This window comes from Burkholderia sp. 9777_1386 (assembly GCF_015712265.1).
Lineage (GTDB): Bacteria > Pseudomonadota > Gammaproteobacteria > Burkholderiales > Burkholderiaceae > Burkholderia > Burkholderia cenocepacia.
Genome location: NZ_JACCQB010000001.1, coordinates 475,369 through 497,291, shown reverse-complemented (window position 1 = coordinate 497,291; position 21,923 = coordinate 475,369). Strand labels below are relative to the sequence as shown.

Genomic DNA, 21,923 nt, shown 5'->3' with positions numbered 1-21,923 from the left:
GAAGGTCGCCCTCGTCGCATGCATGCGCAAGCTGCTCATCACGCTCAACGCCATCGCTCGCACTGGCGAGCGTTGGCAGCCGGATTTCAATTGCGCATGACATGGGCTGTCTCAAGATGGTTGCTGTTCGTGTAGGTCTTCTTCGTACCGGCGAGTCCTCTGACGCATCGATGTTACCGATAACATTCCGTGGCAAAAAAAAGCCGGCGAGGCGACGGGAGCGATCGGCACACTGATACCGGTAACACACCGGAAGGTAGCACGCTGCGACCGGCGCGTACAAGGTCCGCCGCACGCGTGGTTTCCCTAGTACGGGCGTCGCCGCGACGGGCGAGCGTCGGCCGGCCTGCCCGGTACGCCGCACCGGTATGATGTAGCCTTTCCGGCCTTCTCACGATCGCGATTCCGATGCCCAGTCCCACCGCCGTCCGGCCTGCCGGGCCGCCCCGCATGTCCGACGTAGCGCGCCTCGCCGGCGTCTCGAAGATGACCGTGTCGCGCGTGCTCGCCGGGCACAGCGTGGCCGCCGAGACGCGCGCACGGGTCTGCGAGGCCATCGAGCAGCTCGGCTACGTGGCCGACGCGGCCGCCGGCGCGCTGTCGTCGGGGCGCTCGGAGTTCGTCGCGGTGCTGGTGCCGTCGCTGTCGAGTTCGAACTTCTCGGACACCGTGCGCGGGCTGACCGATGCGCTCGAACCGCATGGCCTGCAGTTGCTGCTCGGCGATACCGACTACGACCTCGAACGGGAAGAACGGCTGGTGCGCTCGATGCTGCGGCACCAGCCGCGCTGCATCGCGCTGACCGGGGCGCAGCACACCGACGCGACGCGCAAGGTGCTGGAGCGCTCGGCGATTCCGGTGGTCGAGATGTGGGACCTGCCCACCCGCCCGATCGACACCGCCGTCGGCTTCTCGAACGTGCGCGCCGCCCGTGCGATGGTGCGGCACCTCGCCGAGCGCGGCTATCGGCGCATCGGCTTTCTGGTCGGCGCGAGCGAACTGGATCGCCGCGGCCTGGACCGGCTCAAGGGCTACCAGGCGGAGATCAAGGCGCTGGGGCTCGGCGAACCGCGCGTCGTGCGGCTGGGCGAATCGCCGATCACGATGAGCCACGGCGGCCCGGCGATGGCGGCCCTGCTGGCGCAATGGCCGGATACCGATGCGGTGATGTGCGTGAGCGACATGTCGGCGTTCGGCGCGATCATGGAATGTCATCGGCGCGGGCTGGCCGTGCCCGCCGACATCGCGGTGGCCGGCTTCGGGAACTTCGAAGTGGCAACCTGCTGCCATCCGACCATCACGACCGTGTCGGTCGATGCGTACGGTATCGGGCTGCGCACCGGCGAAGCGTTGCTGGCGGCGCTGCAGGCGCGCGACGGCGGCGAGCGGACCGAATCGAAAAGCATTCGTATCGACTACACGATCATCCCGCGGGAAAGCGCCTGACGGCCGGCGCCCGCGCGCATCCCGACCCGCGGGATGCGCGGCTCCGTACCGGTTTCCGCCGCCCTCTGCTGCGCCACTCGCGCACGAAATCGCGCACGAAATCCCTTCCGCGATGCAAAAACCCCGTGCTAACATCCCACCGATGTTACCGGTAACTATCCGGCACGCAAAATGAGAAAGGCCCCTTAGGAGACAGCCTGCCATGTCACACACCGCTCGCCGCCTGCGCAGCCAGGAATGGTTCGACGACCCCGCGCACGCCGACATGACCGCGCTCTATGTCGAGCGCTTCATGAACTACGGGTTGACGCGCGAGGAACTGCAGTCGGGCCGCCCCGTCATCGGCATCGCGCAGACGGGCAGCGACCTGGCACCGTGCAACCGCCACCACCTCGAGCTGGCCGAGCGGACCAAGGCCGGCATCCGCGACGCGGGCGGCATTCCGATGGAATTCCCCGTGCATCCGCTGGCCGAGCAAAGCCGCCGGCCCACCGCCGCGCTCGACCGCAATCTCGCCTACCTCGGGCTGGTGGAAGTGCTGCACGGCTTTCCGCTGGACGGCGTGGTGCTGACGACCGGCTGCGACAAGACCACGCCCGCGTGCCTGATGGCCGCGGCCACCGTCGACCTGCCCGCGATCGTGCTGTCGGGCGGCCCGATGCTCGACGGCTGGCACGAGGGCAAGCGGGTCGGCTCCGGCACGGTGATCTGGCATGCGCGCAACCTGCTCGCGGCCGGCGAGATCGACTACGAAGGCTTCATGCAGCTGACCACGGCTTCGTCCCCGTCGATCGGCCATTGCAACACCATGGGCACCGCGCTGTCGATGAACAGCCTGGCCGAGGCGCTGGGCATGTCGCTGCCGGGCTGCGCGAGCATTCCCGCGGCCTATCGCGAGCGCGGCCAGATGGCTTACGCGACCGGCAAGCGCGCGGTCGAGCTCGTTCGCGAAGATCTTCGCCCGTCGACGATCATGACGCGTGCGGCATTCGAGAATGCGATCGTCGTCGCGTCCGCGCTGGGCGCATCGACCAACTGCCCGCCGCACCTGATCGCGATCGCACGCCACATGGGCGTCGAGCTGAGCCTGGACGACTGGCAGCGCTTCGGTGAAGCCGTGCCGCTGCTCGTCAACTGCATGCCGGCCGGCGACTACCTCGGCGAAAGCTTCCACCGCGCCGGCGGCGTGCCTGCCGTGCTGCGCCAGCTCGATGCGGCCGGCCTGCTGCGACGCGACTGCCTGACCGTATCCGGTCGCGCGATCGGCGCGATCGCCGACACCGCGCAGGACGCCGACCGCGACGTGATCCGGACGCCCGACGCGCCGCTCAAGCATGGCGCCGGCTTCATGGTGCTGTCGGGCAACTTCTTCGACAGCGCGATCATGAAGATGTCGGTGGTCGGGGACGCGTTCCGCCGGACCTATCTTTCCGAACCGGGCGCGGAGAATACGTTCGAGGCGCGCGCGATCGTGTTCGACGGCCCCGAGGACTATCACGCGCGCATCGACGATCCCGCGCTGGACATCGACGAGCGCTGCATCCTGGTGATCCGCGGCTGCGGCACGGTCGGCTATCCGGGCAGTTCGGAAGTCGTGAACATGGCGCCGCCCGCCGAATTGGTGAAGCGCGGCGTGACGTCGCTGCCGTGCATGGGCGACGGACGCCAGAGCGGCACGTCGGCCAGCCCGTCGATCCTGAACATGTCGCCGGAAGCGGCGGTCGGCGGCGGCCTCGCGCTGCTGCGCACGAACGACCGCGTGCGCGTGGACCTGAATCGCCGCAGCGTCGACGTGCTCGTCGACGAGGACGAACTCGCGCGACGCCGCGAGAGCGCAAGCTTCACCGTGCCGCAGGCGCAAACGCCGTGGCAGGAACTCTATCGCCGCTTCGTCGGCCAGCTGTCCACCGGCGGCTGCCTCGAACCGGCCACGCTGTACCTGAAGGTGATCGAGCAGCGCGGCAATCCGCGCCATTCGCACTGATTTCACCGTCCACGACTCTTGCCGAGCTGACCATGCGTACTCCTTCCGTTTCCGACTGCCTGCCGCACGACCTCGCCCACGCGCTGCTGATCGGCCGCGTCTGGCGGCACGACGGCGCCCACGCGGGCCCGAGCGTCGTCGCCGTGCGCGGCGGCGAAGTGTTCGACATCACGCGCACCGTGCCAACCACCGCGGACCTGTTCGACCGCCCCGATGCAGTCGCCATCGCGCGCACCGCCGTCGGCGAATCGCTGGGCCGCGTCGAACCGCTGCTGCAGGCGGCGCTCGACGGCACGCCCGGCGCGACGCACCTGCTCGCACCGTGCGACGTGCAGGCGATCAAGGCGTGCGGCGTCACGTTCGCCGTCAGCCTGATCGAACGCGTGATCGAGGAACAGGCCGGCGGCGATCCGGCCAGGGCGCGCGAGGTACGCGACACCATCGCCGCGACCATCGGCACCGACCTGTCGAAGATCGTGCCCGGCTCGGAAGCCGCGCTGCGCCTGAAGGCGGAACTCGAGCGCCGCGGCGCGTGGTCGCAATACATGGAAGTCGGCATCGGCCCGGATGCCGAGGTGTTCTCCAAGGCGCAGCCGATGTCCGCGGTCGGCTTCGGCGCGGACGTCGGGCTGCTGCCCGTGTCGGTATGGAACAACCCGGAGCCGGAGATCGTGCTGGCGGTCGCCAGCGACGGCCGGCCGGTGGGTGCGACGCTCGGCAACGACGTGAACCTGCGCGACATCGAAGGCCGCTCGGCGCTGCTGCTCGGCAAATGCAAGGACAACAACGGCTCGTGCGCGATCGGCCCGTTCGTGCGGCTGTTCGACGACGGCTTCACGCTCGACGGCGTGCGGCAATGCAGCGTGTCGCTGCGCGTCGAAGGCGCGGACGACGGTTTCGTCCTCGACGGCATCAGCCACATGCGCGAGATCAGCCGCGACCCGGCCGACCTCGTCGCGCAGACCTGCGGCGCGCATCACCAGTACCCGGACGGCTTCATGCTGTTCCTCGGCACGATGTTCTCGCCGATCCAGGATCGCGACGCGCCCGGCGCGGGCTTCACGCATCACCTGGGCGACCGTGTCACGATCTCGACGCCCGCGCTCGGCGCACTCGTCAATACCGTGCGGCTTTGCACGGAGATCGCGCCGTGGACCTTCGGCGTGCGCGCGCTGTATGCGAACCTGGCCGCGCGCGGGCTGCTTGCCGAATGAAAGCGGAAGACGCGCCGGCATGACGCCCTTCGCGACCGACATCGACCGCCGGTAGGCGCAGCGGGTTGAAACGAGCGTTCGCGCCGGCACGCATGTCGCCGGCCGCCTTGCGATCGGATCGTTCGACGAGCCGAAACGTCCGTGTCGCGCGGTGCCGCCGGCTCGACCGTCTTTGCGGCGGCGCTCCACGGGTCGGGTGGACGCGATTCGCTCCACCGGCGCCTCGTCGGCTGCGACAATACCGCGGCTGAGTCAATTCGAGGTGTCGATGGAACTGAGGCAACTGCGCTATTTCGTCTGCGTCGTGGAACACGGCAGCATGGGCAAGGCCGCGCTGGAACTGGGCGTGGTGACGTCCGCACTGAGCCAGCAGATCAGCCGGCTCGAGAGCGAGTTGTCCACGCGCCTGCTGCAACGCACCTCCACGGGCGTCGTGCCGACGGACGCCGGCCTTGCATTCTGGCGACAGGCGCAACTCGCGTTGCGCCACGTCGACGATGCGGCGCTCGCCGCGCGTCAGGCGCGCCTGTCGGGGCACGTCAGCGTCGGGCTTGCGCCCAGTACGACCGGCGTACTCGGCCTCGCGTTCATGCAGGCGATGCGACGGCGCTATCCGGATGTCCGGCTGCGCATGGTCGAGAGCCTGTCGGGCTATCTCGGTGCGATGCTGAGTGCGCGGCAGATCGACCTGGCGATCCTGTTTCGCGAAGAACCCGCACAGCGCTGGAGCGTGATGCCGTTGCTCGACGAGCATCTGTTCGTGATCGGCGCCCCCGGCCTGCCGGGCATGCCCGACGGGCCGCGCGTCCGCCTGGCGAACCTCGGCGCCGTGCCGCTGATCCTCCCGAGCGGCCCGCATGGTCTGCGCGCGTTGCTGGATGTCGCATTCGCCCGCACCGGCTTTACCCCGCACATCGCCGCCGAAGTCGACGGCCTCGCGATGTTGATGGATGCGGTGCGCGGCGGGCTCGGTGCAACCATTCAACCGGGCGCGGCGCTCGCACGGCTCGAGAACGCCGCGCTCGCGAGCGTCCCTGTCGCGGACGCCCACGCGACGAGGCCGAACCTGATCGCGAGCGTCTCCGACGACGAGTTGTCGCCCGCCGGGCTCGCCGCGCGGGTCGTCCTCGCCGACGTCGCGCGCGAGATCGTCGCGGCAGGCGGGTGGCCCGGCGCCACGCTGCGCGAGCCGCCTCTTCACAAAAACTGAAGACGTGTTGCCGCGCCGCTGATGGCGGCAGGCGAGGCCGATCCGTAGAGTGCGTCTCAAAGGAGACGACTCAGATGATCGATGTTCTCGTAATCGGCGGCGGCAACGCGGCGCTGTGCGCGGCCTTGATGGCGCGCGAAGCCGGCGCGTCGGTGCTGCTGCTGGAAGCGGCCCCGCGCGAATGGCGCGGCGGAAACTCCCAGCACACCCGCAACCTGCGTTGCATGCACGACGGCCCGCAGGACGTGCTGGTCGGCGCCTATCCGGAAGAAGAGTACTGGCAAGACCTGCTGAAGGTCACGGGCGGCATCACGAACGAGGCGTTGGCCCGGCTCGCGATCCGCGCGTCGGCGAACTGTCGTCCGTGGATGCACGCACATGGCGTGCGGTTTCAGCCGCCGTTGTCCGGCGCACTGCACGTGGCGCGGACCAATGCATTCTTCATGGGCGGCGGCAAAGCGCTCGTGAACGCGTACTACCGCAGCGCCGAAGCGCTGGGCGTACGGATTCGCTACGACACGCCCGTCGACGCCATCGAGCTCGACGGCGAGCGCTTCGTCGCCGCGCGCAGCGGGAGCCGGCGCTTCGAGGCGCGCAGTTGCGTGCTGGCGGCGGGCGGCTTCGAATCCAACCGCGAATGGCTGCGCGAAGCGTGGGGACAAAACGAGCGTGGCGAGTGGCCCGCCGACAATTTCCTCATCCGCGGCACGCGCTTCAACCAGGGCGTCCTGCTCAAGGCCATGCTCGACGCCGGCGCGGATGCGATCGGCGACCCGTCGCAGTCGCATTGCGTCGCGATCGATGCGCGCGCGCCGCTCTACGACGGCGGCATCTGCACACGGATCGATTGCGTGTCGCTCGGTATCGTCGTCAACCGCGATGCGCAGCGCTTCTACGACGAAGGCGAAGATTTCTGGCCGAAGCGTTACGCGATCTGGGGCCGCCTCGTCGCGCAGCAACCGGGACAGACCGCCTACTCGATCATCGATGCCAAGGCCGTCGGACGCTTCATGCCGCCGGTATTCCCCGGGGTCCGCGCCGATTCGTTGCCGGAACTCGCGCGCGGGCTGAGCCTGCCCGAGCGAGCGTTCGTCGAGACACTGCGCGCGTACAACGCCGCATGCCGGGCGGGCACGTTCGATCACACGACGCTCGACGACTGTCGCACCGAAGGCGTCCATCCCGCGAAAACCCACTGGGCACGCCCGATCGATACGCCGCCCTTCTTCGGCTATGCGCTGCGTCCCGGCATCACGTTTACGTATCTCGGGCTCAAGGTCAACGAGCGCGCGCAGGTCCACTTCGGCGGACGGCCGAGCGGCAACCTGTTCGTTGCCGGCGAGATGATGGCCGGCAACGTGCTGGGCAAGGGTTACACGGCGGGCGTCGGGATGTCGATCGGCACCGCGTTCGGCCGTATCGCGGGCACCGAGGCGGCCAAGGCGGCGCAAACGACCGGAGTTCAACATGCACGATATTGAAGAACACGTTCGCGACGCCCACGCGCTCGCGCCCGCCGGCCGGCCGTCGACACGCGCAAGCGGCGCCGCCGTGATCCGCATCGTGCCCGTCACCGACCACGAAGCGGAAGTCGCGCGCCAGATGCAGATCTGCAATGCGTGCCGCTACTGCGAAGGGTTTTGCGCGGTCTTTCCGGCGATGACGCGCCGGCTCGAATTCGCGAAGGCGGACGTCAACTACCTGGCCAACCTGTGCCACAACTGCGGCGCGTGCTATCACGCGTGCCAATATGCGCCGCCGCACGAATTCGCCGTGAACGTGCCGAAGGCGATGGCGCAGGTCCGGCTCGACACGTATGTCGAGTATGCGTGGCCCGCCGCGCTGGGCCAGCTCTACAGGCGCAACGGCCTGGCCGTCGCGCTTGCCCTCGCGATCGGGCTGGCGCTTTTCCTGATGCTCGGCGTCGCGATGCACGGCTCGCTGCTGAATGGCCCGTCGGGCGGCCGTTTCTATGCGATCTTTCCGCACAACCTGCTCGCCGCGATGTTCGGCTCGGTGTTCGGCCTCGCCGTTCTGGCGCTCGGGGTCGGCGTGACGCGTTTCTGGCGCGACGTGTCGACGGGTACGGCGAGCCTGCCCGCGGTCGCCGAGGCGGCGAAACACGCGCTCGCGCTGACCTATCTCGACGGCGGCCACGGTGACGGCTGCAACGAGTCGGACGATGCGTTCACGCGCGCGCGGCGCCGGTTTCACCACTTCACGTTCTACGGCTTCATGCTGTGCTTTGCCGCCACGCTCGTGGCGACCTTCTATCACTACGCGCTGGACCTGCACGCGCCGTACGCGTTCCTGAGCCTGCCCGTGCTGCTCGGCACCGTCGGCGGAATCGGTCTGCTGATCGGGCCTGCCGGCCTCCTGTGGCTCAACCTGCGGCGCGACCCCGCGCGGACCGATCCGGCACAACGTCCGATGGACCGCGGCTTCATTGCCCTGCTGATGCTCGTGAGCGCATCGGGACTGGCGTTGCTCGCGTGGCGCGACACGAGCGCGATGGCGACGCTGCTCGCCGTTCATCTCGGCATCGTGATGGCGCTGTTCGCAACGTTGCCGTACGGAAAATTCGCCCACGGAATCTTCCGCTGCGCGGCGCTGCTCAAGTCGTCGATCGAAAAGCGCCAGGCCAACCGCCTGCAACTCGGCTCGGACTGAACCGGGCCAACCGAAGCGGTCCGGCTTTCGGGCCGCTTCGCACCATACATCCAACGGAGACACCCCATGCATCCCTCACCGTCAACCGCGCCGGACGGCACGGCCGCACGCACGTCGAAGCTCGGCGCGGTCCTGCGCGTGACCAGCGGCAATTTTCTCGAGCAGTTCGATTTTTTTCTGTTCGGCTTCTATGCGACCAGCATCTCGCGGGTCTTCTTTCCGGCGGCAAGCGAGTTCGCGTCGCTGCTGCTGACGTTTGCCGTCTTCGGCGCCGGTTTCCTGATGCGCCCGCTCGGCGCGATCGTGCTCGGCGCCTACATCGACGAAGTGGGCAGACGCAAAGGCCTGATCGTGACGCTCTCGATCATGGCGAGCGGCACGATCCTGATCGCGTGCGTGCCGGGGTACGCGACGATCGGGCTCGCCGCACCGGCGCTGGTATTGCTTGGGCGCCTGCTGCAGGGCTTCTCGGCCGGTGCCGAGCTGGGCGGCGTGTCGGTCTATCTGGCGGAAATGGCGACGCCCGGGCACCGCGGCTTCTATACGAGCTGGCAGTCGGCCAGCCAGCAGGTCGCGATCGTCATCGCGGCGGCCTTGGGCTATCTGCTGAATCATCTGCTGACGAGCCAGGAAATCGGTGCATGGGGCTGGCGCATCCCGTTCTTCATCGGTTGCGCGATCGTCCCGGTCATTTTCGTGCTTCGCCGAACGCTGCAGGAAACGGACGAATTCAAGGCGCGCACCCATCGTCCGCGTGCACGCGAGGTAGTCGCGACGATGCTGCGGAACTGGCGCACCGTGTTCGCCGGCATGCTGCTGGTTGCGATGACCACGACGACGTTCTACCTCATCACGGTCTATACGCCGACGTTCGGCAGGGCCGTACTGAAACTGTCGACGGCGGACAGCCTGGTCGTCACGCTGTGCGTGGGCGTGTCGAATTTCTTCTGGCTGCCCGTCGGCGGTGCGCTGTCGGACCGCATCGGACGCAAGCCGATTCTCGTGGCCATCGCGGTCGCGGCCATCGTGACGTCGTATCCCGCGCTCGCGTGGCTTGCGTCCGCCCCCAGCTTCGGCCGCATGCTGGCCGTGCTGTTGTGGCTCTCCTTCTTCTTCGGCATGTACAACGGCGCGATGGTCGCGGCGCTGACCGAAATCATGCCCGCCAGCGTTCGCGTGGCCGGTTTCTCGCTGGCCTTCAGCCTCGCGACGGCGGTCTTCGGCGGCTTCACGCCCGCGGTGTCGACCTATCTGATCGAGATCACGGGCGACAAGGCCGCGCCCGGATACTGGCTCAGCTTCGCCGCATGCTGCGGACTGCTCGCGACCCTGTCGCTGTATCGCAAAGGCGGGACGGTGCGGCGTTCGGCGTCGCCTGCATGAGAAGCGCGCCCGGCGGCACGGTTGCGGCACGGTTGCGGCGCGCTGTTCGACGACGGCGGCGCGCTCGCGCGACTGCTCGGTCGCCTCGCGACGCCGTTGGAGAACCTCGTCGCTGCCGCATTGCGTACCGGAAGCCGCAATGAATCGAATGCTGGATCGACGAAGGCGCGCGTGCTTGCGACGCGCGAGCCACGTCGGTCCACGCACGTCATCCGGCATTCGCGCGCCGTGTGCGTCACGGTCGACCGTTCAGCGTAACGACGCGCGACGGCCCGGCCGCTGCGTTGACGTAGCCGGATCGCGGGCCGCGCGCCGTCGCGCACTCAGTCGAACGGCACGGCCAGCCGGTCGATCACCGCGCTGGTCTCGGGCCGGACGCCGCGCCACCAGGCGAACGCCTCGGCCGCCTGCTCGACCAGCATGCCGACGCCATCCGCGATACCGTGCACGCCGGCATTTTTCGCGAGTCGGAGAAACGGCGTCAGGCGCTTGCCGTAGGCCAGTTCGTAGGCCGTGCCGGTCGGGCTGAACACGCTCGGCGGGACAGGCGGCAGGTTGCCGGTCAGACTGGCCGACGTCGCATTGACCACCAGGTCGAAACGTCCCATCCGGGCGAGGTCCGCATAGCCGCCCGCGATGAGCGTTCCGCATCCGGCGACCTCCAGGGCCAGTGCGCGCGCCTTGTCGACGTCGCGATTCACGATAACGAGTTCGGCCGGCCCGGCATCGAGGAACGGCAGCAGCGCGCCGCGTGCCGCGCCGCCGGCACCGAGCAGCAAGATGCGCTTGCCCGCCATCGGAAGCCGGAGATTGACTTCGATGTCGCGAACCAGTCCGATGCCGTCGAAGTTGTCCGCCCAGATGCGGTCGCCGTCGAACTTGAGCGCATTGGCTGCGCCCGCCAGCGTCGCGCGCGCGCTTCGCTCGTCGGACATCGCGAATGCGTCGAGCTTGAATGGCGCGGTCACGTTGATACCCTTGCCGCCCCCCTCGAAAAATGCGCGAACCGCTGCAGCAAAGGCGCCTGCCGGCTCGACCGGCCCCTCGATCGCCGTATAGCGGATGTCCTGTCGCGTCTGTTGCGCGAACAGACCGTGAATCAGCGGGGATTTCGTGTGCCCGATCGGATAACCGATCACCGCGTATTGGTCCGTCATCGTTGGCTCGCTTTTGAATAGAGGACGCCGTCGGCCTGCATCGCATCGATTTCGGCCGAATCGAACCCGAGGGAGCGCGCGACCTCCGCGTTGTGCTGCCCGAGATCGGGGGCGACGTCGCGTATCGTCGTGTCGCAATCGGAAAACCGGAACGGCAGGTTCGGCAGGCGCAGCGTCCCGTAGCGCGGATGCTGCTGCTCGACGACCATGCCTCTGGCCTGGATCTGCGGATCGTTCAACACCTCGTCGATGCGCTGCACCTTCGCGCACGGCACGTCGATGCCGTCGAGCAGTTCCAGTACCGACGCGACGGAACGCGCGGCCACCCACGGCTCGACCACCGCCAGGATTTCCGCGCGGTGCGCGTTGCGGCCGGTGCTGTCGTGAAACCGCGTGTCCGCGCCGAAGCCGGCCGGGCCGCCGTGCGCTTCGATCAGTTGCGCGAAGCGCTTCCATGCGTCGTCGACTTGCGCGGCGATCACGAGATCGCCGTCGGCGGCCCGGAACACGCCATAGAGCGTCGAGGTCGGCATGTCGTGCCCGGTCTGCTCGGGCAGCACGCCCTGCAGCGTGTAGCACTGCACCGCATATTCGTGCATCGATACCAGCGTGTCGTACAGCGCCATGTCGATATGCTGCCCGCGGCCGCTCTTCACGCGCCCGAGCAGCGCGGCGTTGATGGCCGCGACCGCATGAATCCCGGTGTACATGTCGCCGAGCGAAATGCGTAGCAGCGGCGGCCGCTCGCCGGGCGTGCCGACCATCTGCATGATCCCGCTCTTCGCTTCGGCGATCAGCCCGAAGCCGGCGCGATGCGCATCGGGACCGGTATGCCCGTACGCCGAAATCGAGCAGTAGACAAGGCCCGGATTGCGCGCCGACAGTTCGTCATAGCCGAGCCCGAGCTTGTCCAGCGCGCCCGGCCGATAGTTCTCGATGAAGACGTCGGCCGAGTCGCACAGCCGCTGCATGAACGCCTTGCCGCGCGCGTCCTTCATGTTGACGCTCACGCCGCGCTTGCCCATGTTGAGCTGCAGGAAATAGCCGCTTTGCTGGTCGTCGAGCACGGTCGCATGCTGACGTCCGGCGTCGCCGGCGCCCGGGCGCTCGACCTTGATGACTTCGGCGCCGAGCGCCGCGAGACAGCGCCCGACATACGGGCCGGCAAGAAAATGGCTGTAGTCGACGACGCGAATGCCTTCGAGGGGACGGGCCTGCATCACGCTGCCTCCGGCCGGCGCGGCACCATCAGGCGATGTTCGCCACGTTGAACGACCTGCCCATCCTGATTGATCAGCTCCGACGGCAGCACGACGATGCCCCAGTCCTGGCGGCTCTTGCTGGCCCGCATCGAACCGACGCGGAACGTCACGTGCAGCACGTCGCCGACCTTGATCGGCAGCAGAAAATCCCAGGTCCAGCCGAGCGACATGCCCGGCACAAAGCGATAGTCGCTCTGGGTCTTCAGGCCGTCGGCAACGGACAGCCCGAACAGCCCGTGCGCGACGAGGCAGCCGAAATGGCTGGCGTTCGCGTAATCCTCGTCGACGTGCACGGGCGTATGGTCGCCGGTGAGGTCGGCGTACGCGAGAATGCGTGCCTTGGTCACGACGTAAGTCGGGCTCGTGCACGCGTCGCCCTCGCGGGCGTCGTCCCAGTATTTCTCGACGATCGTCATGGTCATGCCTCCGCGCGCGGGTCGATCGCCAGCGCCTGCGCGACGCAGGAAGCCGGCTTGGCCTGAATCAGTTCGACGGCAAGCCCGTCGGGCAGGCGAAGCCAGTTGCGCCCCTGCGGCATCTCCGTCACGTCGAATCGCCGCGCCGCGGCGAGCGCGGCTTCCAGGTCCTCGCACATCACGCCGAGATGGGCGAGCCGGCCTTCCGGGCCGTCGTGTTCCGGCGCGTGGATGAACTGCAGGCCGCCGAGCGTCCAGTACTGCCGCGGGGCGTCGAGCGGGCCGTCGACTTCGCGCAGCGTCATGCCGAGCACGTCCTCGAAGAAACGGATGTGCCAGCGGATGTCCTTCACCCAGATCGCGACGTGTTCGAGATAGGCTTTCGTGGCGCTCATGCGGCAACCTCCTCGCGTTGGCGATCGGCCATCGCGCGCTCCAGCCCCTTGATGCACGCGACGAGCGTCGCATTGACCGGCGTCGGCACGCCGTAGCGCTGCCCGCAGCGCACGACCGAACCGTTGATGAAGTCGATCTCGGTGATCGAGCCCTTCTCGAGGCTTTGCAGCATCGAGGTCTTGAAGGTCGCGGGCAGCCCTTCAGCGGCCAGCGTCCATGCCTGTTCGGGGTCGGTCATCGACAACTTCACGCCGGCTGCCCGGGCCGCCGCGATCGCCTCGGCCACGGCCGCGAGCGACGTGGCCTTGAGCAGCGGCTCGTCGTAAAGCTGCCCGTAGGTGAGCCCCGTGAGGCCCGTCAGCGCGCCCGTCGCGACGTTCACCAGCAGCTTGTCCCACATCGTGCCGACGATGTTGTCGCTGATCGTCGTCGCGAGACCGGCGCCATCGAACGCGTCGGCGATCGCCCGCACGCGCGGCGTGATGCGGCCGTCGAGTTCGCCGATGTAGGTCGACTTGCCGATCACGCCGGATTCGATATGGCCCGGGCCGCGCCGCACGCCGCCAACGTAGGTCTTGCCCGCGAGCACGCGCTCGCGGCCGACGGCGTCGCTCAGGATGTCCTCGTGGCCGAGGCCGTTCTGCAGCGACAGCACGACGGTATCCGCGTCCACCAGCGATCGGGCGCCGCGAATCGCCGCGTCGGTGTGGAATGACTTGACCAGCACCACGACCAGGTCGGCCGTGCCGACTTCGGCAGCCTGCGTCGTCGCATGCACGCGTACCTGGCGGCTGCCGCGGGCGTCGTCGACGCGCAGTCCGTCGCGACGCATCGCGTCGACGTGCACGGGCGAGCGAGCGATCAGCCAGGTCTCGTGACCGCCTTCGGTAAGGGTGGCGCCGATTGCGCACCCCAGCGCGCCAGCGCCCAGAATTGCAATTTTCAATGCTGTCTCCTTGACGTATGGCCTCACGATAGGAGTCGCCGCTCATGCCGGCAATGCAATGGATACAATGACGCCATTGCAATGGACAATAATGTGCCGATGCCCGCCGATCTGCCCGACCTGAAGCTGCTGCAGCTTTTCGATCTCCTGTACGACGTGCGCAGCGTCACGCGCGTCGCCGAGCAACTCGGCCAGAGCCAGCCGACGGTCAGCATCTGGCTCGGGCATTTGCGGGAACACCTGCACGATCCGCTCTTCATCCGGACGCCCGGCGGCATGGCGCCGACGCCTCAGGCCGATGCGCTGATCGGGCCCTGCCGGGAAATCCTCGAATCGCTGCGGCGCTTCACCGCGTGGGAGATCGCGTTCGATCCGTCGACGGCCCAGCGACGCTTTCGCATCTGCATGACCGACGCGAGCCACATCACGCTGCTGCCGCGGCTACTGGCCCATGTCAGGGCGCAGGCGCCTGGCGTCCGGCTGGAAGCCGCGCGGATCGACGGCAATACGGAACGCGCGCTCGAATCGGGCGAGGCCGACCTCGCGATCGGCTATGTGCCGTGGCTCGGCGGCGGCATTTACCAGCAGAAGCTGTATGACCAGGACTGGATTTGTCTGGCCAATCGGCATCACCCGAGAATTCGCGGCCGGCTCGGCGCAAAGCAGTACCGTTCCGAAGGACATGTCGCCATCACGGCGGGAACCGGCGCGCAGCTGCTCGAACAGGCGCTGCGGCAGGCGCGCATCGAGCGGGACGTGGTGCTGGAATTGCCGGGCTTCCTGGGTCTGGGGGCGATCGTCCAGACGACCGATCTGATCACGACGCTTCCCCGCCATATCGGCGAGACGCTGGCCCACGCGAACGACCTGGCGGTTCATGCCTGCCCGATCCCGGTCGACGGATTCGCGGTACGGCAGCATTGGCATGCGCGATATCACCACGAGGCGGGCAACCGGTGGCTGCGCGGCCTCGTGACCGAGTTGTTCGGTGCGTCGCGTTGACCGGTAGCCATGGCGCGGGGGTGCCGGTACGCGTAAACGGGGTGGGCGACCCAAACGTCACCGCCCTCATCCCGACGTAGACGCAGAAATAGAGGGGCCGCGGCCCCAACGGCACGCGACCGTTGCGCAGAATATCGAGCACGCCGGCCATGCTCAGCCACGGCGCAGGCCCGCTCGGTCTCCAGGTCGCGCAGCCCCATCGCGCCCTGCATGGGCGCCACGCGCCAGCCGGACGGCGGGAAGAAATCGGCCGTCTCGAAACCGGACGCGGCTTCGCTCGCCCTCCCGCCCGTGGCCGTGCGACCCGCCGTTTCGCTTCGTCCTCCAAATCTCAAAATTACGATTGCAAATGCCTCTCATTTGCATTAAATTGCCGCGCAAATGTACTGTTTGGAACACAGATGTCGGCGCGAGGCCGCCCGCCGTGCCCGAACGCGAAACACACAAAAAGGAGGAGTATGAGCAGGAGGAACTGGGCGGCCGCACCGATGGCCATCGTCGTCGGCACGACCGGCATGGGCAGCGCCGACGCGCAGGAGACGGCGCTGCCCACCATCGAGATCTCCGCCCAACGCGCGACGGCGCCGTTTCGTACGCGCGAATCGACGAGCGCGACGCGCAGCGAGGCGGACGTGATGGAGATTCCGTTCGCGGTCAGCAGCGTCGACACGAAGCTGATCCAGACCGTGGCCGCCACGCGCGGCGACGATCTCTACGACTGGGTCGCGGGCGTCTCGCGCCAGAACAACTTCGGCGGCCTGTGGGACAACTACGCGGTGCGCGGCTTCGCCGGCGACGGCAACACGTCCGGCACCGACTACCTCGTCAACGGCTTTTCGTGGAATCGCGGCATGAGCGTGCCGCGCGACACCGTCAACCTCGAACGGATGGAAGTGCTCAAGGGGCCGGCGTCCGCGCTGTATGGCCGCGGCGATCCGGGCGGGATCATCAGCTATACGACCAAGCAGCCGCAGTTTGCCCGCGCGACCACCGTCGGCGTGTCGGCCGGCAGCTACGGCGCATTGCGGCAGACCCTCGATACGACCGGCCCCGTCACGCAATCGCTGGCGTACCGCTTCGTCGCGATGAACGAGAACAACGGCAGCTTTCGCGACACGGTGTCGAGCAAACGCTACCTGTTCTCGCCGTCGTTCACGTGGGACATCGGCGCGGACACGACGCTCCACTACGAGTTCGAGAGTGCGCGTCAGCGCGCGCCGCTCGATCGCGGCGTGCTCGCGGTCAACGGGCAACTGGGCGTGATCCCCGCGTCGCGCTTTCTCGGCGAGCCGCGCGACGGCGACTACGACGTGCGCAACACGGGCCACCAGTTCACGCTCGAGCATCGCATCGATTCACGCTGGTCGATCAATGCCGGCGTCGCGCAACGTAACACCGACCTGTCGGGGCGCTCGTCCGAGGCGTTCGCGTTGCAGCCGGACGGCCGCACGCTGTGGCGCCGCTACCGGCAAGTCGCGTTTCACTCGAACGACCTGCAAGGCCGCCTCGAGACGGCCGGCTCGTTCCGCACCGGCGGCATCGGCCACACGCTCGTGATGGGCGTCGATGCGTATCGCTTCAACTACGACCAGTTCGTCACGCGTTCCACGCCGACCGCCGCCGCGCCGTATGCGATCGACATCTTCGATCCGGTCTACGGCCAGCCCGCGCCGACGCCGCGCACCGCGACCAACCTGCTCGAACGCGACGACGGCCAAGGCGTCTACGCGCAGGACACGCTCGCGTTCGGGCCGCACTGGAAAATCCTGGCCGGACTGCGCTGGGATCGCTTCCACCAGTCGATCGACAACCGCCTGAAGGGCGTGACGACGAGCCAGCTCCAGACCGCGCTGAGCCCGCGTATCGGCGTCGTGTATGAAATGAGTCCCGCGTGGTCGCTGTATGCGAACACCGCGTATTCGTTCCGGCCGAACAACGGCGCCGACGTCGGCGGCCGCGCGTTCGATCCCGAAAAGGGCCACGGCTACGAAGCGGGCGCGAAATGGGCGGGCGCGCGCTGGCTCACGACCGTCTCGGCGTTCTACGTGACCAAGCGCAACGTCCTCACCGCCGATCCGGCGAATGCGGGCTTCTCGCGCGCGGCCGGCGAAGTGCGCAGCCGCGGCGTCGAATTCGAATGGAGCGGCGATCTCGGTCACGGCTTGCGCGGGCTCGCCAACCTCGCGTACGTCGACGCCGAGGTCACGCGCGATGCCGTGCTCACGCCCGGGGCGCGCCTCGTCGACGTTCCGCGGCTGAGCGGCAGCGCGCTGCTGATGTACGAAACCACGCTGCCGTTCGCGGACAAGGCCGGCGCCGGTGCCGGCGTGATCTACGTCGGGCGCCGCGCGGGCAACACGGCCAACACACAGGACGGCTTCGAGCTGCCGGCCTACGCGACCGTGCAGCTGAACGGCTATCTTCAGGTCAACAAGCACCTGCGCGCGTCGGTCGTGCTGAACAACCTGTTCAACCGCACGACCTACGTCAGTTCGTACAACAGCCTGTGGGTCACGCCGGGCGCGCCGCGCAGCCTGTTCGCGTCGCTCGCCTACTCGTTCTAGCGCCCGTTCGCGCTACCGCGCGAGCGCGGCGACTTGCGTCGCCGTCAGCGCGCCCCTGCGGAAAACGCAGCGGGCTCCGCCGCGCCGTCCCGCTCGATGCGCTCGACGATGCGCGCCAGCCGAATGATGTCGGTCAGCGCGAAATCGGCCGCATCGGGCCGGGATCGGCCGCACGCGTCGGCCATCCGCATCGCGAACGACAGCGCTTCGGACCGCTCGTGCAGCAGCGCGCGCAGTGCATCCGCGATCACCTGCCGGTCGCGCGGATCACCGAGGCCCAGCACCGGGCCGGCATCCGGCATCGCGCGCGGCCCGGCCGCCCGCACGGAAACATCCTGCACGCGCATCGTGTTTCGTTCCATGGCCTTCCTCGTTGTCGACTCGCGACCGACCAGCGGCCCGTCACCGCCGGTTCGAGCGCGACACCACGTCGATCCACACCGCCAGCACCAGCACCGCGCCCTTGACGATCATCTGCCAGTACGCGTCGACGTCCAGCATCGACATCCCGTTGTCGAGGCTCGCCATCACGAGCGCGCCGATCAACGCGCCGTAGACGGTGCCCGACCCGCCGCGCATCGACGTGCCGCCGATGAAGCACGCGGCGATCGCATCGAGTTCGCCCATCGTGCCGGCGGACGGCGACCCGGCCGCCAGCCGCGCCGTGTTCACGAGGCCGGCAAACGCGCACATCAATCCCATCAGCGCGAAGATCGCGAGCTTCACGCGATCGGTGTCCACGCCCGACAGCCGCGTCGCCTCCAGGTTCGATCCCACCGCATAGATGCGCCGGCCGAATACCGTCTGCGTCGCGATCCACGAGAACAGGCCGAGCAACGCGAGCAGCAACAGCACCGGCACCGGAATGCCGCCGTAACGGTCGAGCGTCGCGACGAACGCGAACAGTACCGCGCCGGCGCCGACGATCTTCGCGACGTCCTGCCACAGCGGCGCGACCGCGAGCCGGTAGCGATGCCGCGTGCCGCGCTGCCGCACCACCAGCAGCGTCACGAGCGCGAACAGCAGGACGGCGAGGCCGTCCCCCGCCACGCGCGGCAGATAGCCCTGCCCGATGAACACGAAGCCGTCGGATACCGGCGCGATGGTCGAGCCGCCGGTCACGCCGAGCAGGATGCCGCGAAACGCGAGCATCCCGCCCAGGCCGACGATGAACGACGGCACGCGCCGATAGGTCGACCACCAGCCGTTGAAGAGCCCGATCAGCACGCCGAGCGCGAGCACGGCCGGGACCGTCGCCGCGACCGGCCAGTGACGGTTGACGTCGAGGATCGCGGCGACGCCGCCGAGCAGCCCGAGCAGCGAGCCGACCGACAGGTCGATCTCGCCCGCGATGATGACGAACACCATGCCGCACGCGAGCATGCCGGTGATCGACATCTGCCGCAGCAGGTTCGATACGTTGCGCGGCGTGACGAACGCGCCGTCCGTCAGCACCGAGAAGAACGCCCAGATCGCGACGACCGCGAACAGCAGCGCAAGCACCTTGTAGCGCGTGAAGACATGGCGCAATGGCAGCCGCGGCGCGCGGCCGGCGCCTCCATCCGGCGTCGCCGGGGTCGAGGAAGAAAGTTCGGAATTCATATCGCGCTCGCTGCAGTGGGTTCGGCGGGCAGGCGCGCGGGCTTCAGCGCGGCGCCGAGGATCTGTTCCTGCGTGAGGCCCTGGTTGACGAAATCGCCGCGCAGCTCGCCCTCGCCGATCACCAGCACGCGATCGGCCAGGCCGAGCACCTCCGGCAATTCCGACGACACGACGATCAGCGCGACGCCGCGCCGGGCCAGCGCGAAGATCAGCCGGTAGATCTCCGCCTTCGCGCCCACGTCGACGCCGCGCGTCGGTTCGTCGAGGATCAGCACCTGCGGCTCGGTCAGCAGCATCTTCGCGAGCACCGCCTTCTGCTGATTGCCGCCCGACAGGCTCGCGATCGACAGGAACGGGTGCGCTGCGCGCACCGACAGCCGCTGCATCTCGGTGCGGATCGTATCGAGCTCGGCGGCCGCGTCGATCCGCCCGCGCGCCGCGAAGCGCCGCAGCACCGCGAGCGTGATGTTGTGGCCGACGCCGAGCTGCGGCACGATGCCGTGGCGCTTGCGGTCCTCCGGCACCATCGCGATGCCGGCGCGGATCGCGTCGGCCGGCGAGCGGATCGACAGCGGCCGGCCGTTCATCGTCACGCTCGCCGTGCACGCGCCCGGATACGCGCCGAAGATCGCCTGCATCAGCTCGGTGCGCCCCGCGCCGACCAGCCCGGCGACGCCGACGATCTCGCCGCGCCGCACGCTGAACGACACGTCGTCGACCCGCTTGCGGCGCGCGTTCGTCACGTCGCGGCAGGTCACGTGGCGCACGTCGAGCACGACGTCGCCGATCTCGTGCGGCTCGCGCGGATACAGGTCGCGGATCTCGCGGCCGACCATCATCGCGATGATCCGGTCGGTGGTCAGCGCGGCCATCGGCTCGGTCGCGACATGGCGGCCGTCGCGAATCACGGTGACCGTGTCGCACACGGCCGCCACCTCGTCGAGCTTGTGCGAGATGTAGACGCACGCCACCCCACGGCGCTTCAGATCGCGCACGATGTCGAGCAGGATGCGCGTCTCCGACGCACTCAGCGACGACGACGGTTCGTCGAGGATCAGCAGCTTCGCGTGCTTGTTCAGCGCCTTCGCGATCTCGATCAGCTGCTGGTGGCCGCCGCCGTAGTTCATCACCGGCTGCGCGACGTTGATCGTGTCGATCCGCAGTTCGTGCAGCAACGCCTCGGCGCGCCGGACCATCGCCGCGAAGTGCATGCGCCCGCCCGGCAACGTGATCTCGTTGCCGAGGAAGATGTTCTCGGCGACCGACAGCTCGGGCACGAGCATCAGCTCCTGATGGATGATCGCGATGCCCGCCCGCTCGGTGTCGCGCACGCCGGCGGCCATGAGCGGCGCGCCTTCCCAGCGAATTTCGCCGTCCCACGTGCCGTGCGGATAGACGCCCGACAGCACCTTCATCAGCGTCGACTTGCCCGCGCCGTTCTCGCCGCACAGCCCGACGCATTCGCCGGGCCGCACGGTGAGGTCGATGCCGTCGAGTGCCTTCACGCCGTCGAATGCCTTGACGATGCCGCGCATCGTCAGCAAGGGTTCCGTCATTCGTTCATGCCTCGCAGGATGCGCGCGGGCGCGCTAGTGAAGCGCCGCCCGCGCGTCGCGCCGTTACTGGCTCGCCAGCTGGGCCTGGGTATAGAAGCCGTCCTTCACGACGACGTCGACGTTGCGCTTGGTCAGCAGCGTCGGCTGCAGCAGCACCGTATCGACCTTCTTCCTGCCGTTGTCGTATTGCGCGTTGAACGCGGGCTTCGCGCCCTTCGCGAGATCGACCGCGAGCTTCGCGGCTTCGCTCGCGATCAGCTTCAACGGCTTGTAGACGGTCATCGTCTGCGTGCCGGCGATCACGCGCTTGACCGCGGCCAGATCCGCGTCCTGCCCGGATACCGGCACCTTGCCGGCCAGATGCTGCGCGGCGAGCGCCTGGATCGCGCCGCCGGCCGTGCCGTCGTTCGACGCGACGATCGCATCGATCTTGTTGTTGTTCGCGGTCAGCGCATCCTCGACGATCCGCAGCGCGGTCGATGCGCTCCATTCGGGCACCCACTGCTGGCCGACGACCTTGATGTCGCCTCGGTCGATCGCCGGCTTGAGCACCTTCAGTTGTCCTTCGCGCAGCATCTTCGCGTTGTTGTCGGTCGGCGCGCCGCCCAGCAGGAAATAGTTGCCCTTCGGCTTGGCATCGAAGACGCCCTGCGCCTGCAGCTCGCCGACCTTCTCGTTGTCGAACGAGATGTACGCGTCGACGTCCGCATCGAGAATCAGGCGGTCGTACGACACGACCTTGATGCCGGCCTTCCGCGCCTCGGCGACGACGTTGCCGAGCGTCTTCGAGTTGAACGGCACGATCACGATCACGTCGACGCCGCGCGAGATCAGGTTCTCGATCTGCGAAATCTGCCGCGCCTCGCTCGCATCGGCGGACTGCACCGACACCTTCGCGCCGAGCTTCGTCGCGGCCGCGACGAAATAGTCGCGATCGCGCGACCAGCGCTCGACGCGCAGGTCGTCGATGCAAAAACCGATCTCGGGCTTGTCCTTGCTCGCATGGGCGAGCGGCGTGCCCAGCGCGAGGATCGCGAGCGCGGCGGCGCCGGCCAGCGAACTCAATACGGTACGACGCGTTACGGATTTCATGTCTCCAAACTCCTTGTTATGGA

Annotated in this window: 18 protein-coding genes and 1 pseudogene; 10 read left to right on the top strand and 9 right to left on the bottom strand. The window is 68.2% G+C overall.

All coding sequences use genetic code 11. The features are described from left to right. From H0X91_RS35415 to H0X91_RS02050, 8 genes and pseudogenes are all read left to right on the top strand, one after another. Window positions 1-100: pseudogene (locus tag H0X91_RS35415) on the top strand (IS110 family transposase); the annotation flags it as partial. Window positions 101-408: 308 nt separating this feature from the next. After that, window positions 409-1,446: a LacI family DNA-binding transcriptional regulator gene (locus tag H0X91_RS02080; RefSeq protein ID WP_006483298.1), complete on the top strand. Its 1,038-nt coding sequence runs from the start codon at window positions 409-411 to the stop codon at window positions 1,444-1,446. A 202-nt stretch (window positions 1,447-1,648) separates the two neighbouring features. Beyond that, window positions 1,649-3,430 (top strand): IlvD/Edd family dehydratase, encoded by a 1,782-nt coding sequence (locus tag H0X91_RS02075; protein WP_006483301.1) that lies wholly within the window; start codon window positions 1,649-1,651, stop codon window positions 3,428-3,430. Window positions 3,431-3,462: 32 nt separating this feature from the next. Continuing rightward, window positions 3,463-4,644, top strand: coding sequence for a fumarylacetoacetate hydrolase family protein (locus tag H0X91_RS02070; protein WP_048985816.1), 1,182 nt, complete (start codon window positions 3,463-3,465; stop codon window positions 4,642-4,644). Window positions 4,645-4,912: 268 nt separating this feature from the next. Then, on the top strand, window positions 4,913-5,854 hold the full coding sequence (locus H0X91_RS02065) for a LysR family transcriptional regulator (RefSeq protein ID WP_006498144.1): 942 nt from the start codon (window positions 4,913-4,915) through the stop codon (window positions 5,852-5,854). A 74-nt stretch (window positions 5,855-5,928) separates the two neighbouring features. Beyond that, entirely contained in the window at window positions 5,929-7,335 is a 1,407-nt protein-coding gene (tcuA, locus tag H0X91_RS02060) for an FAD-dependent tricarballylate dehydrogenase TcuA (protein WP_062911689.1), read from the top strand. Further along, on the top strand, window positions 7,322-8,524 hold the full coding sequence (gene tcuB / locus H0X91_RS02055) for a tricarballylate utilization 4Fe-4S protein TcuB (RefSeq protein WP_006483284.1): 1,203 nt from the start codon (window positions 7,322-7,324) through the stop codon (window positions 8,522-8,524). Before tcuA ends, tcuB begins: the two co-directional genes overlap by 14 nt. A gap of 66 nt (window positions 8,525-8,590) precedes the next feature. After that, complete coding sequence (locus H0X91_RS02050) at window positions 8,591-9,907, top strand: MFS transporter (RefSeq protein WP_006483289.1); 1,317 nt, start codon at window positions 8,591-8,593, stop codon at window positions 9,905-9,907. A gap of 323 nt (window positions 9,908-10,230) precedes the next feature. Here the strand turns inward: H0X91_RS02050 and aroE are convergent, their stop codons facing one another. From aroE to H0X91_RS02025, 5 genes are read right to left on the bottom strand one after another with little or no spacing between them, the layout of a single operon-like run. After that, window positions 10,231-11,064: a shikimate dehydrogenase gene (aroE, locus tag H0X91_RS02045; RefSeq protein WP_006483282.1), complete on the bottom strand. Its 834-nt coding sequence runs from the start codon at window positions 11,062-11,064 to the stop codon at window positions 10,231-10,233. Next, window positions 11,061-12,284 carry a CaiB/BaiF CoA transferase family protein gene (locus H0X91_RS02040; RefSeq protein WP_062911690.1) on the bottom strand — a complete coding sequence of 408 codons (1,224 nt, stop codon included), beginning with the start codon at window positions 12,282-12,284 and terminating at the stop codon, window positions 11,061-11,063. The genes aroE and H0X91_RS02040 overlap by 4 nt, the downstream gene beginning before the upstream one ends. Then, a complete protein-coding gene (locus H0X91_RS02035) occupies window positions 12,284-12,742 on the bottom strand; it encodes a MaoC family dehydratase (protein WP_006483300.1) in 459 nt (152 codons plus the stop codon). Before H0X91_RS02035 ends, H0X91_RS02040 begins: the two co-directional genes overlap by 1 nt. A 2-nt stretch (window positions 12,743-12,744) precedes the next feature. Further along, the gene (locus tag H0X91_RS02030) at window positions 12,745-13,137 is read right to left on the bottom strand and encodes a VOC family protein (RefSeq protein ID WP_006483283.1); all 393 of its coding nucleotides are present in this window, start codon (window positions 13,135-13,137) and stop codon (window positions 12,745-12,747) included. After that, a complete protein-coding gene (locus H0X91_RS02025; RefSeq protein WP_006498136.1) occupies window positions 13,134-14,084 on the bottom strand; it encodes a ketopantoate reductase family protein in 951 nt (316 codons plus the stop codon). Before H0X91_RS02025 ends, H0X91_RS02030 begins: the two co-directional genes overlap by 4 nt. A gap of 81 nt (window positions 14,085-14,165) precedes the next feature. On the opposite strand from H0X91_RS02025, the gene H0X91_RS02020 reads away from it, so the two are divergent. Beyond that, window positions 14,166-15,086 carry a LysR family transcriptional regulator gene (locus H0X91_RS02020; RefSeq protein ID WP_006483288.1) on the top strand — a complete coding sequence of 307 codons (921 nt, stop codon included), beginning with the start codon at window positions 14,166-14,168 and terminating at the stop codon, window positions 15,084-15,086. Between the two features lie 458 nt (window positions 15,087-15,544). Then, on the top strand, window positions 15,545-17,650 hold the full coding sequence (locus H0X91_RS02015) for a TonB-dependent siderophore receptor (RefSeq protein WP_059723025.1): 2,106 nt from the start codon (window positions 15,545-15,547) through the stop codon (window positions 17,648-17,650). 44 nt (window positions 17,651-17,694) lie between these two features. Here the strand turns inward: H0X91_RS02015 and H0X91_RS02010 are convergent, their stop codons facing one another. The 4 genes from H0X91_RS02010 to xylF all read right to left on the bottom strand — a co-directional run bounded on the left by H0X91_RS02010 (window position 17,695) and on the right by xylF (window position 21,900). Further along, entirely contained in the window at window positions 17,695-18,012 is a 318-nt protein-coding gene (locus tag H0X91_RS02010; protein WP_006483278.1) for a hypothetical protein, read from the bottom strand. Window positions 18,013-18,052: 40 nt separating this feature from the next. Then, the gene (locus H0X91_RS02005) at window positions 18,053-19,252 is read right to left on the bottom strand and encodes a sugar ABC transporter permease (protein WP_062911691.1); all 1,200 of its coding nucleotides are present in this window, start codon (window positions 19,250-19,252) and stop codon (window positions 18,053-18,055) included. Next, window positions 19,249-20,808 (bottom strand): D-xylose ABC transporter ATP-binding protein, encoded by a 1,560-nt coding sequence (xylG, locus tag H0X91_RS02000; RefSeq protein WP_062911692.1) that lies wholly within the window; start codon window positions 20,806-20,808, stop codon window positions 19,249-19,251. The genes H0X91_RS02005 and xylG overlap by 4 nt, the downstream gene beginning before the upstream one ends. Before the next feature lie 63 nt (window positions 20,809-20,871). Beyond that, the gene (gene xylF / locus H0X91_RS01995; RefSeq protein WP_006483304.1) at window positions 20,872-21,900 is read right to left on the bottom strand and encodes a D-xylose ABC transporter substrate-binding protein; all 1,029 of its coding nucleotides are present in this window, start codon (window positions 21,898-21,900) and stop codon (window positions 20,872-20,874) included. Window positions 21,901-21,923 lie beyond the last annotated feature (23 nt).